This is a genomic window from Acinetobacter sp. RW6 (assembly GCF_041956835.1).
Taxonomy (GTDB): Bacteria; Pseudomonadota; Gammaproteobacteria; order Pseudomonadales; family Moraxellaceae; genus Acinetobacter; species Acinetobacter calcoaceticus.
Genome location: NZ_CP167121.1, coordinates 2,933,195 through 2,950,726, shown reverse-complemented (window position 1 = coordinate 2,950,726; position 17,532 = coordinate 2,933,195). Strand labels below are relative to the sequence as shown.

Annotated in this window: 20 protein-coding genes and 1 pseudogene; 9 read left to right on the top strand and 12 right to left on the bottom strand. The window is 40.0% G+C overall.

What is annotated here, in order from left to right; all coding sequences use genetic code 11:
* The first annotated feature begins 8 nt into the window (after positions 1 to 8).
* The 3 genes from ACB088_RS13965 (at position 9) to ACB088_RS13955 (ending at position 1,346) form a co-directional block, all read left to right on the top strand.
* On the top strand, positions 9 to 371 hold the full coding sequence (locus tag ACB088_RS13965; protein WP_375037250.1) for an ASCH domain-containing protein: 363 nt from the start codon (positions 9 to 11) through the stop codon (positions 369 to 371).
* 80 nt (positions 372 to 451) lie between these two features.
* On the top strand, positions 452 to 955 hold the full coding sequence (locus tag ACB088_RS13960) for a DUF6586 family protein (protein ID WP_003654765.1): 504 nt from the start codon (positions 452 to 454) through the stop codon (positions 953 to 955).
* Between the two features lie 112 nt (positions 956 to 1,067).
* A complete protein-coding gene (locus ACB088_RS13955; protein WP_003654767.1) occupies positions 1,068 to 1,346 on the top strand; it encodes a hypothetical protein in 279 nt (92 codons plus the stop codon).
* Positions 1,347 to 1,382: 36 nt separating this feature from the next.
* Here the strand turns inward: ACB088_RS13955 and ACB088_RS13950 are convergent, their stop codons facing one another.
* The 4 genes from ACB088_RS13950 to ACB088_RS13935 form a co-directional block, all read right to left on the bottom strand.
* The gene (locus ACB088_RS13950; RefSeq protein ID WP_375037249.1) at positions 1,383 to 3,092 is read right to left on the bottom strand and encodes a cation:proton antiporter; all 1,710 of its coding nucleotides are present in this window, start codon (positions 3,090 to 3,092) and stop codon (positions 1,383 to 1,385) included.
* Positions 3,093 to 3,242: 150 nt separating this feature from the next.
* Positions 3,243 to 3,398 (bottom strand): 50S ribosomal protein L33, encoded by a 156-nt coding sequence (gene rpmG, locus ACB088_RS13945; RefSeq protein ID WP_003654787.1) that lies wholly within the window; start codon positions 3,396 to 3,398, stop codon positions 3,243 to 3,245.
* A 12-nt stretch (positions 3,399 to 3,410) separates the two neighbouring features.
* Entirely contained in the window at positions 3,411 to 3,647 is a 237-nt protein-coding gene (gene rpmB, locus ACB088_RS13940; RefSeq protein WP_000048256.1) for a 50S ribosomal protein L28, read from the bottom strand.
* Between the two features lie 167 nt (positions 3,648 to 3,814).
* Positions 3,815 to 5,263, bottom strand: a complete 1,449-nt coding sequence (locus ACB088_RS13935) for a coniferyl aldehyde dehydrogenase (RefSeq protein WP_209831519.1) — start codon at positions 5,261 to 5,263, stop codon at positions 3,815 to 3,817.
* Between the two features lie 112 nt (positions 5,264 to 5,375).
* Here ACB088_RS13935 and ACB088_RS13930 point away from each other — a divergent pair, with 112 nt between their 5' ends.
* The 5 genes from ACB088_RS13930 to ACB088_RS13910 all read left to right on the top strand — a co-directional run bounded on the left by ACB088_RS13930 (position 5,376) and on the right by ACB088_RS13910 (position 9,210).
* Positions 5,376 to 6,068, top strand: coding sequence for a TetR/AcrR family transcriptional regulator (locus tag ACB088_RS13930; RefSeq protein ID WP_004641034.1), 693 nt, complete (start codon positions 5,376 to 5,378; stop codon positions 6,066 to 6,068).
* A gap of 75 nt (positions 6,069 to 6,143) precedes the next feature.
* Positions 6,144 to 7,007, top strand: coding sequence for a formyltetrahydrofolate deformylase (gene purU, locus ACB088_RS13925; RefSeq protein WP_004641036.1), 864 nt, complete (start codon positions 6,144 to 6,146; stop codon positions 7,005 to 7,007).
* 380 nt (positions 7,008 to 7,387) lie between these two features.
* Positions 7,388 to 8,143: a TonB family protein gene (locus ACB088_RS13920; protein WP_375037248.1), complete on the top strand. Its 756-nt coding sequence runs from the start codon at positions 7,388 to 7,390 to the stop codon at positions 8,141 to 8,143.
* Between the two features lie 42 nt (positions 8,144 to 8,185).
* On the top strand, positions 8,186 to 8,806 hold the full coding sequence (locus ACB088_RS13915) for a MotA/TolQ/ExbB proton channel family protein (RefSeq protein ID WP_004641039.1): 621 nt from the start codon (positions 8,186 to 8,188) through the stop codon (positions 8,804 to 8,806).
* Entirely contained in the window at positions 8,806 to 9,210 is a 405-nt protein-coding gene (locus ACB088_RS13910; RefSeq protein WP_375037247.1) for an ExbD/TolR family protein, read from the top strand. The genes ACB088_RS13915 and ACB088_RS13910 overlap by 1 nt, the downstream gene beginning before the upstream one ends.
* Before the next feature lie 57 nt (positions 9,211 to 9,267).
* Here the strand turns inward: ACB088_RS13910 and msrA are convergent, their stop codons facing one another.
* The 7 genes and pseudogenes from msrA to lgt form a co-directional block, all read right to left on the bottom strand.
* Entirely contained in the window at positions 9,268 to 9,792 is a 525-nt protein-coding gene (gene msrA, locus ACB088_RS13905; RefSeq protein ID WP_199990042.1) for a peptide-methionine (S)-S-oxide reductase MsrA, read from the bottom strand.
* Positions 9,793 to 9,887: 95 nt separating this feature from the next.
* A complete protein-coding gene (locus ACB088_RS13900; RefSeq protein WP_307011891.1) occupies positions 9,888 to 10,943 on the bottom strand; it encodes a DUF4105 domain-containing protein in 1,056 nt (351 codons plus the stop codon).
* A 14-nt stretch (positions 10,944 to 10,957) separates the two neighbouring features.
* Positions 10,958 to 11,467, bottom strand: coding sequence for a dihydrofolate reductase (locus tag ACB088_RS13895; RefSeq protein ID WP_003654807.1), 510 nt, complete (start codon positions 11,465 to 11,467; stop codon positions 10,958 to 10,960).
* Positions 11,468 to 11,511: 44 nt separating this feature from the next.
* Complete coding sequence (thyA, locus tag ACB088_RS13890; protein WP_003654809.1) at positions 11,512 to 12,354, bottom strand: thymidylate synthase; 843 nt, start codon at positions 12,352 to 12,354, stop codon at positions 11,512 to 11,514.
* A 160-nt stretch (positions 12,355 to 12,514) separates the two neighbouring features.
* Positions 12,515 to 12,884: pseudogene (locus ACB088_RS13885) on the bottom strand (hypothetical protein); the annotation flags it as partial.
* An 11-nt stretch (positions 12,885 to 12,895) separates the two neighbouring features.
* On the bottom strand, positions 12,896 to 13,255 hold the full coding sequence (locus tag ACB088_RS13880) for a hypothetical protein (RefSeq protein ID WP_375037246.1): 360 nt from the start codon (positions 13,253 to 13,255) through the stop codon (positions 12,896 to 12,898).
* Positions 13,256 to 13,334: 79 nt separating this feature from the next.
* Positions 13,335 to 14,153, bottom strand: a complete 819-nt coding sequence (gene lgt, locus ACB088_RS13875; RefSeq protein WP_307011888.1) for a prolipoprotein diacylglyceryl transferase — start codon at positions 14,151 to 14,153, stop codon at positions 13,335 to 13,337.
* Between the two features lie 93 nt (positions 14,154 to 14,246).
* On the opposite strand from lgt, the gene ACB088_RS13870 reads away from it, so the two are divergent.
* Positions 14,247 to 15,026: an NRDE family protein gene (locus tag ACB088_RS13870; protein ID WP_375038812.1), complete on the top strand. Its 780-nt coding sequence runs from the start codon at positions 14,247 to 14,249 to the stop codon at positions 15,024 to 15,026.
* Between the two features lie 49 nt (positions 15,027 to 15,075).
* Here ACB088_RS13870 and ACB088_RS13865 read toward each other — a convergent pair whose 3' ends face one another.
* Positions 15,076 to 17,409, bottom strand: a complete 2,334-nt coding sequence (locus ACB088_RS13865; RefSeq protein WP_375037245.1) for a PhoX family phosphatase — start codon at positions 17,407 to 17,409, stop codon at positions 15,076 to 15,078.
* Positions 17,410 to 17,532: the final 123 nt, after the last annotated feature.

Sequence of the window (17,532 nt, the reverse complement as noted above, 5' to 3'; positions counted from 1 at the left end):
TCTTCAGTGTGAAAAGACAGTTTTTAGCTCTTTCGATTGTCGCGCCAAATGGTACTCGTATCGCTGAAGGTATAAAAACACTTGAAGTGCGTTCATGGGTACCTACAAAACTGCCAATCAAAGATCTATTAATTGTCGAGAACCAAAATTTTTTGGTCAAAGATACTGTTGAAGAACAGGGAGTTGCTGTCGCTTTGGTTGATATCGACTCTATTCATGCTTGGCGAAATGATGAAATTGAGCCCGCATGTGCAACTGCTTGGAGTGAGGGATATTTTGCTTGGGTTTTAAGTAATGTTCGTCCTATAAGGCAGCCATTAAAAACTTTAGCTAAACGTAAAATTTATCAAGTTGAGCTGGATTTACCATAAATAACGTTGATTTTATCAATGGAGCCGTTAAGCTAAGAATAGCCGTTGAAATGGCGATTTAAAAACAGGAAAGTTTAGTTATGTCACGTGTTGCTCGTTATCATGCCGATCGTACCAATCAGAAGCTCTATTTTGCGCGCTTAGCGTGTCAACAGGCTGAACAGACCGATCATGTGCAGCAGATACAAGCTCACCGTGAAGCAGCTGTATTCCACCTACATGGTGCAATGTTAGCTTTCTTGCAAGAATTGGTACGTTATTATCGTTTAAATGATTTACAACCTACCTTAAAATCTATTGAGGAACATATGGCGGCAAAAGGGCAGGTTTCTCCTGAAGTCTCTGTTTTGCAGCAATTGGCAAAAGATGGTTTTGTTGCTGAGTTAAAGCGAGCTTATCGTATGTGCCAATATGCGCCGGAACCAAAAGAGCCGACCCCTGAAGAAGAGACATCGTCTAACCTGATTATCAAAGTAACTCAAGGTCCTCAATCTTGGTTGCCTGATGTCAAAATTTTGCGTGAATGGCATCGAGAATTAACCCATTTAATTGATGGTTTTCGTAATGAAATGGTCGAGTTCTAAAATTAAACTGCCCTAGTGCTTGAAATTTGGTGTGGATGTGCCTATATAAATAAGACAAGAGATGCAAAGTGCAAGGGTGCTTTGCCACCATGTTGAAACATGGAGGAAGTATATGTCTATACAGCAATTGAAAGAGTTATTTGGAAATCAAGAAGCAGTGTTGGAATTAGTCCAACTCGAAGGTGGTGAACTTGCCTTGCGTAATGCCGGTTCTGAGAATGAACCCTTGGTCAAAATTCAATTTAGCGATGAAGTAAAAGCAATCTTAGGTGAACAAACACCTGTGGTTGCCCAACATATGATTCAGGCTGCATTGTTTGGACTGCTTGAGAAGCAGGTAAATGAGTGGCAGGCTGAGGTAGTAGACGAACAGCCTAAATTCTTGAGCTAATAAAAAGCGTACTCTTGAGTACGCTTTTTATATCAGTTAATGAATAGTTGACTGATGGGCAAGCTCGATCTGATTTACTATATGATGGCTCATATTCTTTGCCATTTCCTCTTTAGCATAGAACACTTCACCAATATTCTCATCTCGAATGATAGCCGCTTCTTCTTTACTTTCTGCGCAAATTAACACCTGAATTTGAGGGTTTAATTGCTTAGCAATCGCCACAATACGGTGAATATCTAGAATATCCATAGGTGAAATCACCAAGAGTCTTGCATGCATGATATGTGCTTGAATTAAAACACTTGGTTCAGTCGCAACACCACTAACTGCTGCAATATTCGAATGACGTAGCTTTTCTACGATTTCACGATTCTCTTCGGCAATAACGACCTTAATATTCTCATTAATTAAATTTTCAGTGATACGTCGCCCCACACCGCCGTACCCCACAATGACGACTTGATCGCGTAAGTAAGCCTGATCGACTTCATCAGGTAACATTGCTAATGGGTCACCACTACGTTCAAGAAGACGAGCTAAGTGAGAGCGCTCACGAATCCAGCGTTGTACTGGTTCAATTGCAGAGAATATAAAAGAGTTCAGCGTAATTGAAAATAAAGCACCAGCTAGAATTAGGTTTTGTGCTTCTAAAGTTAATAAACCTAATGAGACACCGAGAGTTGCTAAAATAAATGAGAACTCACCAATTTGGGCCAAACTCGCGCCAACTGTAAGGGCTGTATTGATGGGGTAACGAAAGAATAAAACCAAAGCCATTGCCGCTATTGTTTTCCCCACCATAATAATGGCGATAACGGCCAAAATATGTAGTGGACGTTCTACAAGAATACTTGGGTCAAAAAGCATTCCCACAGAGACAAAAAACAGAATTGAGAAAATTTCGCGTAATGGAAGCGTTTCTTCTTCTGCGCGGTGGCTAAAGTCTGACTCTTTAACAACCATCCCCGCAAAGAAAGCTCCTAATGCCATGGAAACCCCAAAAATGGCATAAGACCCGTAGGCAATTGAAACAGCAGCCGCAACAACGGTGAGGGTGAATAACTCTCTTGAACCTAAACGAGCAACAAACTGCATAATAATAGGAACAACGCGTTTACCTACAATCAGCATAAAGGCAATAAAGCCAACTACTTTTAATAAAGTGAGCCCAAGGGTTAACCAGATATTACCATCTGCACCTTCTGGTGCTTTTCCGCCGAGTAAAACTGCTGTAGCTGGAAGGAGTACTAAAACAAGTACCATGACTAAATCTTCGACTAACAGCCAACCTACAGCAATTTTACCGTTGACTGAATCTAAAAGACCTCGGTCTCCTAAAGCTTTTAATAATACAACAGTACTTGCACATGACAGACTTAAGCCAAAAACGAGTGCAGAACCAAAGCTCCATCCCCATAGCATGGATACGCCAACTCCTAATAGGGTAGCGACCGCAATTTGTAAAATCGCGCCTGGTACAGCAATACGGCGAACGAGCAATAAGTCATTTAATGAAAAGTGCATTCCTACACCAAACATCAGAAACATGACCCCGAGTTCTGCAAGCTGGTTAGCAAGATGCATATCAGCTTCTATGCCGGGTGTATTTGGACTAATAATAATTCCGGCAATTAAATAGCCGATAAGAGGGGGAAGTCGTAATCGGGCTGCAAGATAACCAAAGAAGAGGGCAACACCGAAACCAACAGCAAGTAAAACAATTAAATCTACGTCATGCGGCACTAAAAACTCCTTTTACGTGAGTTAGGCTAAAGACAAGCATAAAAAATGCCAAGGCGAAATATGTGGAAAGTTTAACAAAAAAAAGCCAGGTATAAAAAAAATGCAAAAAAAAACGACCTCATTGTGAAGTCGTTTTTTTCGAGGCTAAAATTATTTGATTTTAGCTTCTTTGAAAATCACGTGTTGACGGATTTTTGGATCAAATTTTTTGATTTCCATTTTTTCCGGCATAGTACGTTTGTTTTTAGTCGTGGTATAGAAATAACCTGTACCAGCTGTAGAAACGAGACGAATCTTATCACGCATTGTTCAGACTCCTTAGATCTTTTGACCTTGAGCACGAAGGTCTGCAACAACCTTTTCGATACCCAATTTGTCAATAATACGCATACCTTTAGTGGTTAAACGAAGACGTACAAAACGTTTTTCGCTTTCTAACCAGAAACGGTGGTGGTGCAGGTTCGGCTCGAACCGGCGCTTGGTTTTGTTGTTGGCGTGTGAGACGTTGTTACCAACGACTGGACGCTTGCCGGTAACTTGGCAAACCTTAGACATGGTGTAACTCCATTGATTCAGCCAACAGCAAATCTGTGGCCAGTCATACTAAATGTAAACGGATGAATTCATTCAAGGGGCGTTTTATACCAAAAATACGATTAAAAGACAAGCGGAATTGGTAAAAACGAGGCATGATTTAGTATAACAGATCATGCCTTGATCAGTTAGCGCAACAAGGTTTTCGAAATGAAACGATGAATGGGCTTATTGAACGGTGGAAGAATGTATTTAAGACTATAAAGTTTTGGATTTGACATCACCGAACGTTCATGAGAAAGGCTAAAAAAGCCCTCTGGTCCGTGATATTTACCCATACCTGATGCCCCAATCCCTCCAAAGGGTAAATCATCCTGAGCCACATGGGTAATGACCATGTTGATTCCGAAATGCCCTGAGTGGGTGTGCTGTGCAACATAATCAGCACGCGCCTGATCATAGTCGAAATAATACATAGCTAAAGGACGTGGACGACTATTAATAAATTCGATGACTTCTTCTATTTGGTCATATTCTAAAATTGGTAGAACGGGACCAAAAATTTCATTTTGCATAATATCCATTGCCGTAGTGACTCCAGTCACTAAAGTTGGTGGAATTTTGCGTACATCATCTAAAATTTCATTTTGAGGGTTAATTTCAACAATACGAGCACCTTGATCGCGGGCATTTTCAAGATAGCCCTGAATGCGGTTGTATTGCTTGTCATTAATAATAGAAGTGTAATCTTGATTATTGCGGAAATGTGGGTACATACCAGCCACAATCAATTTAAAGTTTTCGATGAACTCAGCAGTTTTCCCGCGTGGTAAGAAAATATGGTCAGGTGCAACACAAGTTTGTCCTGCATTCCATAATTTACCTACAGCAATACGTTGAGCCACATCTTTCATATCCATAGATGCATGCACAAGTGCAGGAGATTTCCCACCTAACTCAAGAATAACAGGAACCAGATTTTGAGCTGCGGCTGCCATCACTGTTTTACCAACAGAGGTTGAGCCTGTGAAAATCATTTTGTCAAAAGGCAAGTGACTAAAAGCGTCTGAAATAACGCCACCACCATTCACCACAGCAACTAATTCTTGTGGAAAGGCTTCTGCTAATACACTTTCAAGGACTCGCCCAAAATTTGGAGAGGCACTAGAAATCTTGATCATGGCATGGTTGCCTGCTGCCAGCGCACAGATTAATGGTCCAACTGAAAGCAGCAATGGGTAGTTCCATGGTGTAATAATACCAATTACACCCATAGGTTGATATTGTACCCAACCTTTTGCTGGTTGATGTAATACACTGATATGGCGTTTTGAAGGTTTCATCCACGCTGTCAGATGTTTACTATAATATTTGATTTGTTCCAAACTGGTGAGTAACTCACCAATTTTTGTTTCCATAACTGCACGATTGCCATAATCAAGGTTAATTGCGTCGGCAATCTGATCTTGATATTTTACCAAGACTCTTTTAAGACGAGCTAAACGATCAATACGCTCTTTAGCAGTGGGTACCGGATGACGTAAATAAGCAAGCTTTTGATGTTCAAGCAAGTCATGTAAATGCTTAACATCATAAGGAAGCTGAGTCTCTGGATTTGTTTTTGTTTGACTGTTCATCGGTACTTACCAAATACATTGATATGTTTATTTTTTAGAGTAAATACTCTAAATAGTCAAGTCAGTTTATGTGTTCAAGTCTTAACCATTTGAATTATTAAAGGTTATTAAAATGTCTCAACCTAAAGCTCTGAAGACAAAAGACCGGATTTTACAAATCAGTTTGCAGCTTTTTAACGAGCGAGGTGAACGGTCGGTTACAACCAATCATATTGCTGCGGAGTTAGGTATCAGTCCCGGAAACTTGTATTATCATTTCCGGAATAAGCATGAAATCATTAAGGAATTAATGTATCAATATCAGGCCGAGACTTTGGAAGTACTTTCTTTACCTGACGATAGACCATTAACAACTAATGATAAAATCAACTATTTTCAAGTGTTAAGTGGCCAGTTATGGAGTTACCGTTTTATTCATCGTGATGTTTATCATTTAGTTGAAAGTAACGAAGACTTTAAAAAGATTTATCCACGTTTTGCAGGGCAAGTCATGCAGCAGGGGCAAAGAATTTATCAAGCCTTTGTAGATGCAGGCCTTATGAAAATGACGCCATCGGAAATTGAAGCACTTATTATTAACCTCTGGATTGTATTAACAAACTGGACAAACTTTTTGTATATGTCTGGTCATATTAGTGACAATAACCATTTAGAAGAAAAATGGGTTTGGCAAGCATTACGTCAAATGGTTTTCCTTGAAGGCCCTTATCTTATGGGTGAAAGCCGAGCAACTTATGAGCAGTTGCTTGAATCTCTTGGACCTTCAGATCTATTTGCTAGCTTATCGTCCTTAAAAGACGAATAGTTGTGCTTGTTTATTTAGGGCGCTAGAATACTCGGCCTATTAAAAAATTTATCTCAATTAAGTGATATTAACCAAATGAATATGACCACTGCCAATACAGCCCGTTTACTGATTACTTGTGAAGACAAGCCAGGGATCGTACAAGCGGTATCGAGCTTTTTGTATCATCAAGGTGCAAACATTACCGCGCTTGATCAGTATGCGACGGAAGCTCAGGGCGGACGTTATTTCATGCGTGTTGAATTTGAACTTGATCATTTACAGTCGCGTAAAGATGCATTAATTCAAACTTTTGCTGCGAACGTTGCGGAGCGTTATAGCATGCAATGGCGTCTTGCTTTCGTAGGGGATGTTAAAAAAGTTGGTATTTTAGTTTCTAAAGTTGACCATGCATTGCTTGAGTTGTTATGGCGTCATGCACGCGGTTCGTTACCTTGTGAAATTACTCATGTCATTTCAAATCATGAAGATTTACGTGAATCTGTCGAAAACTTCGGTATTCCATTTTCTGTAATTAAAGTCACTAAAGACAATAAAGCTGAAGCTTATGCGCAAATTGATGAAATGATGCAAGGCAATGATTTATTAGTTCTTGCACGTTACATGCAGATTTTAAGCGAAGATTTTGTTGCGAAATGGGAAATGAAAATCATCAATATTCACCATTCTTTCTTGCCAGCTTTTGTGGGTGCCAATCCATATAAGCAAGCTTATGAAAAAGGTGTGAAGTTGATTGGTGCGACAGCTCACTATGTGACTGCTGACCTTGATCAAGGCCCAATTATTGAGCAAGACGTTGAGCGTGTGAGTCATGACTATAATGTTGAGCAATTACGTGAGCTTGGTGAAGATGTAGAGCGCAATGTATTGGCTCGCGCAGTGAAGTGGCATTTAGAAGACCGTATTATTGTTGATGGTAATAAGACGGTTGTTTTTTAAATAACACGTATTCTAAAAAAGCACGCTTCTTGCGTGTTTTTTTATATCTAAAATGTGATTGAAATGATATAACATATCATTATTGAGTGAATTCATGATAGGATTCAATCTGTTCATAGTGTAATTAGTCTAACTATTTAAGTTTGACTAAACAAATTGTGAACAGGAGGTATCTATTCATGTAACTATGAGAAAACTAAAGCAAAGACACTCAGCAGGCACAAAGCTATGACACAGAGTAAATGTTTTTCTCAAAAAATAGTTGCAAATGAAAACACTTCTCATTTATTATTGTGGCACTTTATTGTTCTATCCGATGTTTGAAATCGTTTCTATAAATAGAAAGCTGAAATCATCATCCATTAGGTAATTAGATTCTTATGAGTCAATCTTCCGCAGCCTTAAACGCTCCCAATCCGATGAAAAAGAAAGTCATCACAGCACTAATTGCGGTTGCAATTGGTCATATCGGGGTCTTATGGGCAGTTAGCCATATTAAGCCTGCTGAATTAAAGCCAATCGAGAAAAAACCTTTACAGGTACGTTTTGTAAAAATTCAAGATCAGCCAAAACCTTTACCTCCTAAACCAAAGGAACCGCCAAAAAAACCGGAACCTAAGAAAGAGGTAAAAGAAGTTAAAGTTGTTGAAAAACCTGTGACTCCACCTAAAAAAGTGGAAAAGATTCAACAGGTGAAAAAGGCTGAGACACCAAAACAAACGGTAAAGACAGAACCTAAAGTTGAAACCAAAGTGGTGACAACGACCACAACAGTCACTGAAAAAGTCGTTGAAAAACCAAAGCCAGTGGTACAAGAAGCGCCTAAAGCTCAACCTGCTCCAGATCCATCACCAAAACGAGTTTCGATTGGTGGTTCGGGTGTACAGTGGAGTCGTTCACCACGATTAACAGTTTCTTCAAAAGATTTACAAGGCGAAGCACGCTCTATCATGGTACTGATTGAAGCCGATGAAAAAGGCAAGATTATTAATGTGCGAGTGACCAGAAGTAGTGGTATTTCAAGTCTAGATGACAAAGTTGTCCGTGCTGTTCGCGGTGCGAAATTTAAACCTTATATGGAAAACGGGGTTGCTTACCCAATAAAAGCAGAGCAACCTTTTGATTTAACCCCTTAAATGAATTTGAGTCCCAACGGCTAACCTTAATCAGGAGTTCATATGAACTTTTCAATCTATTGGCAACATGCAGATGCAGTGAGTAAAACCCTGTATTTCATCTTATTGGCAATGTCGATTGCTACTTGGACAGTTTTCATCTTACGTTTGATGGGGACTCGCCAATTAAAGCAACAAGCTTATGCTCAACTTTCTCAGGCTATTACTTCGCTAAAAGCAAAGTTACAACCATTAAGTTTTGAGCAACGTAAAGCGGTTGCAGAGCAGGCGCTACTTCGTCAAATTTCTGCTGAAAAAGTCAATGCTGAGAAAGGTATTTCTGTTTTAGGAACAATTGCTTCAATTGCACCATTCGTTGGTTTGTTTGGTACGGTATGGGGTATTTTCCATGCACTTGTTGCCGTAGGTAAAAGTGGACAAGCAGGTTTGGCTCAAGTGGCTACACCAGTAGGTGAAGCGCTTATTATGACGGGCCTTGGTCTTGCAGTTGCGATTCCTGCGGTATTGGCTTACAACATCTGTGTACGTGCTAACCGTGGTCTTGCTCATGATTTACAAGATCAAGCACACAGCTTGTTAATTGACACGATGTTGCAGCAAGATTCTACTGTAAAGTCTGATGTTAAAACTGCACAGCAAAGTTATGTTGGAGGTCAAGCTTAATGGCTTTTCAATTGGGTGAAGACCACGATAGTGGCATAAATGAGATGAACCTCATTCCGCTAATCGACATTATGTTGGTGTTAATGATCATCTTTTTGGTCACAGCAACAGTTGCCAACCCATCGATTCCATTAACGCTTCCTAAAACAACTGCTGAAATTATTGATCCACCACCAAAAGCAATTACGATTAGTATTAATGCAAATGGTGAAGTGGCTTGGGATACTCAAATAATTAGCCTAGATGAGCTTCAAAAACGTTTTCAAGAAGCAGGTCAAGGTGATGTTAAACCAACAGTTCAACTTCGTGCTGATAAAGAGTCGAAGTACGATACTGTTGCACAGGTAATGTCTCGCGCAAGTGAAGCCGGACTGAGCGATATTGCCTTTGTCAGTGAAAACTAAAATTTAGTTTACCTAATAAAAAAGCAACCAAATCGGTTGCTTTTTTATTGCTCTAATTTATTGATCTTTCATAAGATGTTGGAATTTACTATATAGCTTGAGCAACTTAGGTGGAATCGCAAAGTTGCAATAACCTTGTGAAGGATTCTTTGCATAGTAATTCTGATGATATTCTTCGGCTGGATAGAATGTCGGGACAGGAGACAACTCAGTCACAATATCAAGCTCGTCATCTTTTAGAGTTTGAATCGTATGTTCTGCTGCCTGCTTTTGCTCTTCATTATAATAGTAAATAACAGAGCGGTATTGCGTGCCAATATCATTACCTTGGCGATTTAAAGTCGTTGGATCGTGAGTCGCAAAGAACACATCGAGTAACTGGGAGTATGTTACTTGCTCTTCATCAAAATCAACCAAGATCACCTCAGCATGCTGAGTATCTCCTTGGCAGACTTGCTCATAAGTTGGATGAGTTGTATGCCCACCCGCATAACCACTAGTTACTTTTTCTACACCACGAATTTGTAAAAAAACGGCTTCGACGCACCAAAAGCAGCCGCCGCCAAATAAGGCTTGTTGCATTGTTTTTTCCTCTATTTCCTGCCTATTACAATAGGGGTTATGTATTTAAAATACAAAGTAAAGCATGTATAAAAAAGTAAAGAAAAGTGCATTACTTATTTCGGTTTTGGTAAACCTTGTCGAACGATTTGAGAGAAATGTTCGCTACTCTGATCTGAAAGCTGTTCAAAATTTTCAGTACGTGGGTTGATGTGTGCAATTTGATACCACTGTTTTAAACTGATAGTTTGATTAAGGGCTTTAAGATCATATAAATAATTAGGTAAGTAACCTGAAGCGATTAGACGATAATCTTTAGGAAGCTGATATGGGTTAATGGCTTGAACCATATCAAAAATTAAGGTGGTGCAGTTACTGGTGAGGGTGTTGTACCACTTAGGCTCTGCGCGAAGTTCATCTGATTTCTTTAGATATTCTAAAAATAAAGCTTTTTGCTCGCGACGTGGCATGTTGATAGGGAAATTATAAACTTGCTCTTTGCGGATGTTACTGCGCGTGTACACAATATCTTTTTCATCAGAAGCAATTAGACTAAGTTCATATTTCCTAAAAAATCCACCAATTGCCGAAAATTCTTCGGTTTTTTCTTTACGAATCTCGATTGAGAAGACTAAAGGTTGCTGATTGGTAAATTCAAAGCTGACCAATGTATGAGCAATTTGTGGTCCCATCCAGTAAGAGGCAATGATGTTTATGCCATTCAACTGGTTAAGGTCAAAAGTTCGAGTTTCCCACCGCACATCATAAGTACCATCGGGATGCCAGTTGAAGTTACGAACATTATGCAGGGTAATCACATCGCCATGCTTTTCGTAGCTCAGCATATTGGCAACTTCAGGGTTCCAGTCGCGGTCTTGGCGTGCAGTAATCGAAAAATACCAAACAAGAGAGCAGGCAAATGCCAAAAGATAAATCAGGATGTCTGTACGGCGACTAATAATATGGCCTTCAACATATAAGCCAGCCATACTGAGCGCAAAAGCAATCCAGATGCCAATGAGTATGCGGCTGCCTAACCAGCCAAAAGGTTGTTGGACCCAGAGCGCTACACATATCCAAATGCTGGAGAGCACAATAAACAGCGTGAATAGACTATGTAATAGCCCCAAAAGTAGGGCAGTAATAAATTCACGTGTTCCGATATTGTGCATAGGCATCCATAGAATTATTTTTTATATGTGGCAAATTCGAATGAAGTTCCTGATTTTTCATCAACTTGCTGTTCACTCGCAGTTTTATGAAATTCACTCGGTATTGTTGGATAATGTGCATCACCTTGCACATCTAAGTCAACATGAGTGAGTTCAAGACGGTCTGCAATCGACAAAGTTTGCTTAAATATCTCACCGCCACCAATGATGAACAATGCCTGCTTTTCAGTATTTTTTACATCTTCTAATGCTGCGTTTAAAGCATCTTCAATTGAATAGGCAACTTTAACACCGTCAAATTGCCAGTTAATGTCACGGGTAATTACCCAGTTTACACGGTTTGGTAGAGCACGGCCCATAGACTCAAGGGTTTTACGGCCCATCACGACCACGCCACCTTGTGTGATTTCTTTAAAGTGTTTTAAGTCGGCAGAAATATGCCATGGCAACGCATTGCCTTTACCAATACAGTGGTTTTTGTCCATTGCCACAACGTGAACAACTTCTACATTTTGCCATGCCATAATCTTATTCTCTAAACCGTAACCTAATGAAATTTGAGTCGTCGTTATACTGCAACTGGTGCTTTAATTGCAGGATGTGACTCATACCCTACAATTTCAACATCTTCAAATTTGAAATCAAATAAGTCTTTTACTTCTGGATTCAGTTTCAATTGGCATAGTGGTAAAGGTTCACGTGTCAATTGAAGTTGTGCTTGTTCAAAATGATTGACATAAAGATGCGTATCACCGCCTGTCCAAACAAAGTCACCGACTCCTAAACCGCACACTTGAGCAATCATATGGGTGAGTAAGGCATAACTGGCAATGTTAAAAGGCACGCCTAAAAACACGTCTGCACTACGTTGATAAAGCTGGCATGACAATTTGTTATCTTGTACGAAAAATTGAAAAAGCGTGTGGCAAGGTGGTAAGGCTACTTGTCCAGCTTCATTCGGGTTCCAACCAGAAATAATTAAACGGCGTGAATTCGGATTGGTTTTAATTTCATTAATTAACCATTTAATTTGGTCAAAACCATCTTGGTTATAAGTGCCATCGGCATTTTTGGTTGCGCCGAAATTACGCCATTGATGACCATAAACTGGGCCAAGTTCATGTTCTGGGCGGCCAAAACGGGCAGTTTGTTCTGCTGTCGCCCATTCATCCCAAATTGATACTTTATTATCTTTTAGATATTGGACGTTGGTATCGCCTTTTAAAAACCAAAGTAACTCAATCACAATAGAACGGAAGTGAACTTTTTTTGTGGTGAGTAAAGGAAAACCTTTAGAGAGATCAAAACGCATTTGATGACCAAATACAGAACGGGTTCCTGTGCCTGTACGGTCGCCTTTGTCACCGCCATTATCAAGGATATGTTGTAGTAGGTCTAAATATGCACGCATAACACTCTCGAGTTCGGATTAATTCCATAAAATAAAGGGGGAGATAGCTCAACGATAAATAATTACGCAATAGAGCTGCTTCATCATGAACCACTGAAGATGATACCTGTTGTAGCTCAAGATGAAAATCTAAAAATGGTTCTATGACATTTCAATGGGTGTAATTAATCAAATCGCTTGGCACGATTTTGATAAATCGAAACAAGAAAAAAGCCAACCAGTACAAAGCCTAAAGCTTGCATCGCAAGAATCCATTTGTCCTGAGCAGGAAGCAGATACATCAAAATAACAACGATAAAAATAGGGTAGATGCTGCTTAAAAGTCTAAAGCTCGATTTATATGATTTGTTATTTGAAATTTTGCTATTTAAGTAATGTCCAGCATGTAAACCAAAACCGAAAATAAGGCTGAGTACAGTATAAACAGGAGATAGGGGCTGAACTTGATTAGCGACGTAAACTGCCACACAAACGGCAACAATGAAGATGAGTTTGATATGGCGCGGAGCGTTGTACCAATAAGCCAACATGAAAACCAAACCTATTTCTTAAAAAGCGATTGAGGTGAAAAAATAAAAGCAGCAAGTGCCATAAAAGCAATTCCTTGCACACCCCAGATCAGCAAGTTCGGCATCGCTTTAACAAAAATAAGAGCAAACAAAAGGGCAATAGGGATCCAAGTAAATAGACGGTAGAGTAAACCAGTTGGGTTGCTTTGAGCAAAGTGAAATTTAAAGTAACGACAGATTAAAAAAATAACGCCAGTTCCAGTAAACATCAAAATCGTATCTAACGGCAGTGGTTGGTATTGATATAGCGCAATACAAATAAGCAGCGTAATAATTAAAATCACTAGTTTTTTAAATGTTGGGACTTGCGTGTTAAACCAGAATTCCAGCATGGTATATCTTCATCTTGGGAGAGTAAAAACTGTAGCATAAAAAAAGAAAAGAGGAGCCGAAACTCCTCTAATTTAGATATTAACTATTCTTTTGTGGACCCCAATCGAAAATTTTCTTTTGGTAGGCATACCACATCATCCAAAGACCAATAAGCAACATTGGAACTGTGAGAATTTGTCCTTTGGTCATCCAGCCAAATAGAATAAAGCCTTGGTCAGCATCAGGCTGACGGAAGAATTCCATTACAAAGCGGGCTACGCCATATCCCATTAAGAATAGGGCTGAAACGGCCATGCGTGGACGTGGTTTTGAACTAAACCACCACAAGATAATAAATAGGATTAAACCTTCACAAAGTGCTTGATAGATTTGTGATGGATGGCGGACTAGATGTAATGGATCTGTCGGGAAAATCATACCAAATGGATAATTGGGGTCTGTTACCGCACGACCATATAATTCTCCACCAATGAAGTTACCAATACGTCCAAACATTAAGCCTGTTGGTACACATGGGGCAATAAAGTCGAGGGTTTGGAACCATGTTTTTTGGTATTTTCTACACCAAAATAACATTGCAATCATGACGCCTAAAAAGCCGCCATGGAAGCTCATACCGCCTGTCCAGACTTGAAATAACCAAATCGGATTTTCAAGGAATTTATCAAATTCATAGAAAAAGACATAGCCGATACGACCGCCCAGAACGACACCTAGAGCACCGTAAAATATCAGATCGGAAACCATGTCCGATGTCCAGCCATCACGCTGTTTGGCACGGTAGGAGGCAAGTCCCCAAGCACATAAAAATGCTAATAAATACATGAGTCCATACCAATGGACTTGAAGAGGTCCTAAGTGTATTGCGACCGGATCGATATTAGGATAGGTCAGCATTGCTGCTCCTTGATCTTACGTTTTGACAGATTGTAGCGGAATGATGTGAAAAATGTTGTACATTCAATGTGTAAAGATAGGGAACAAGAATTAATGTGTATTGTGGCTTTAGCATGGCATGTTCTGGACGATATGCCCTTGTGTCTTATGTCAAATCGAGACGAATTTTATCATCGACCAACGGCTTTATTGCATCAGTGGGAACATACGCCAATTATTGCAGGGCAGGACTTACAGTCGGGTGGTACTTGGATGGGGGTAACACCTCAAGGCCGATGGGCTGTTTTGACCAATTTCCGTGATGGGCGAGACCAAAAAACTTATGAAACTTCTCGAGGGCATTTGGTTCAGGCTTTTTTAGAATCTGATTTATTGCCGATTCGTTTTGCACAACAATTAGAACAGCAACAACAAAATTTTGCTGGCTTTAACTTGTTTATGGGCAATGCTGATCAGGCTGTCTATATGAGTAACCGTGGTGAAGCTCCTCAAGTTTTAGCTAATGGAGTCTATGTGGTTTCTAATGGCTTGATGTCTGATCATTGGGAAAAAACCAGACATTTACGAACACGGTTTACGCAAGAGTTTTTGCCTATGCTTCAACACCAGACAGAAGAATTAACTTTGCAACACGCAGCGTGGGATATTCTGGAAGATGAGCGCAAGGTTACAATGGCATTATTGCCGAATACTGGCATTCAAGCAGAAATGGAAGAGTTATTGTCATCTACCTTTATTCAAAGTCCCGTGTATGGAACACGCTGTTCGAACTTTCTAAGAATGACCAATAATGAATGGCTTTGGTTAGAAAAGACCCAACAAGGTGAGCACAGCGGTCAAATTGTACAGCAGCAGATTCTTTTAAATCGATAGCAATAAAAATGCCGATCAATTGACCGGCATTTTTATAAGCATAAATGAATTAGCCTGCGATCACACCGCCATCTTTACGGGTAATCACAACAGTTGCTGAACGTGGACGTGCAGTTTTATTACTTGGATCTTTTTGAGTTGCAGGCCAGTTACTGTCTGGTGTGGCATAACTCTTAGAATCTTCACCAGGATGTTGAACATTAATAAAAATAGCTTTGTGGTCAGGTGTCATGGCAATGCCTGTAATTTCACACTGTTTTGGACCAACTAAGAAACGGCGTAGTGTTGAGTCTGTAACTTTAGCACCGACTAGCGTTTGTTGACCACTTGAGGTTGTTGCAGTACCACCATCGCCAATCTGGCCCGGTAGTGCAGCAAGCATCATACAGTTCGTAACATCGGTGTAGGCACCATCGTCTGTTTGAATCCAAAGCACACCGCGTGAGTCAAACCACATACCATCTGGCGATGACAAATCATTGTTGTCTGTCAGACCCGATAGGTTAATGTTTGAAGCCATAGATGCTTCTGCACCAAAGAGGTAGATATCCCATTTGAAGGTTTCAGCAGTCGTTTTATCATCGTTTTCTTTAAAACGGATAATATGACCGTTCACATTACCTTTTTGGGTGGTTGTTCCATCTTTAAGGTCGGTATAGTTACGTGGGTTAGCGGCATCAGTTGCATAATCTTTACCGCGGTTCGAATTGTTGGTAAGAGTTACATAGATTTCGCCATTCACTGGGTTAACAGTACACCATTCTGGACGGTCCATTTTGGTAGCACCAACTGAGTCACCAGCTAAACGTGCAAATGTAACAACGTCCGCTTGAGATTTGAAAGGGTAGGTGGTGTTGCTTTCATTTAAGCCGTTTTTGCCATAGGCAAGTTCAATCCATTGGCCTGAACCATCGTTATTAAATTTGGCAACATACAATTTACCCGCGTTCATATATTTGTCACCGGCCGTATAGCCGCCGTTTACATCTTTGGCATCCCATACAGCGGTAGAGACAAATTTATAGATGTATTCTCCGCGAGAGTCATCACCCATATAAAATGCTAATGGTTGACCTACAACGGCACGGCAAGCACTATCTTCATGTGCAAAACGACCTAACGATGTTCTTTTTACTGGGTTTAGGCGGTTATCAAATGGATCAATCTCGACCATCCAGCCGAATGTATTAGGTCCATTGCGGTAGTCTTGTGTTGCCTGTGCAGCTTTTACATCAGCATTCCAACGGTCATATAAGTCTTGTGATTCAACTTGACCAATTGCCGTTTCCCAGCCGTAACGCGAACTTGTGCCTAAATAAATTTGTCTCCCTTGTTCATCAACGTTAGGGATTAACTCACCATTTTTATCTTTTAAATAAATGACGTTGCCATCTTTATCTTTTTTAGGCGCACCTTTTTCATCTTTCTCGTAAAGGTAAGGTTCATCTTTTTTAACACCTAAACCGTAACGTTTTAATGCAATTTTTTCTGCATCTGTACGTGCATATTCATCGCTACCAGAACGTTGGAAATAACCAATAAAGTTTTCTTCGGTAGTTAAATACGTGCCCCAAGGGGTATAACCATTACCACAGTTATTATGTGTGCCGCGAGTTTGACGTCCAGCAGGCGAGAAACGAGTTGCAAGCAAACTAGAACCAGCAGCAGCACCAGCAAATTCCATAATGGTTGATGCTGTAATACGTCGGTTGAAAATTGATTTTTTAACAATTTCTACTTTTTGAGTTGTTGCATCTTTTTTGATATGAACGACAGATACGCCGTGTGCATTGGTTTCACGAATCACTTCATCTTCAGGGCGACGTCCATCAACTTTTGTTGGACCTTTGGGATGAAGGAAGGTCTGATTAATATATTCGTGATTCATTACTAACAAACCTTCAGCTGAAACACTTTCATCAAAGTCTTTTGTCGAAGTATTTAAACCAAAGAAATGCATGCCGTCATGGCAGTCGCCAGAGCGGAACTGGAAACTTGGACCTGATGGAATATTATTATCATCCCAGTCACCAAAAGCAGGGTTGATTGAATCACCTAAAGCGTAAATGACATTGGCTTCATAACCTTCGGGTACAGTCACGATATCGTTGTGGTTTTTAGCGACTGGTGTAAATGTTAGTTTTTCTGGTCTTTTATTTGGGTCTAGAGGTGGGGTTCCACCGTTGTTAGAACCTGAGTCATCATTACTATCATTACAGCCTGTTAAAGTAGAGGCTAAAGTTAATGCTACAGCACCGCTTGCTGCTTTGGTAATTAAACTACGGCGACTTACATGTTGTTCTAAAATGTCACGAAAGTGGATATTGTCTGAGGTATTGTTATCTAATTCTTGATCTTCATGATATGGCGTCAGCTCTGTCATGGGAAATTCCTAAGTAAGTAAATAAAGAGATTGTTCTAAAAGTCTTCATGAGCTTAGGTTGTGAATATGACGTGGCGTTGACGTTTTGATGATAAGTTAGTGAAATATTTGATTGTTTAGTCA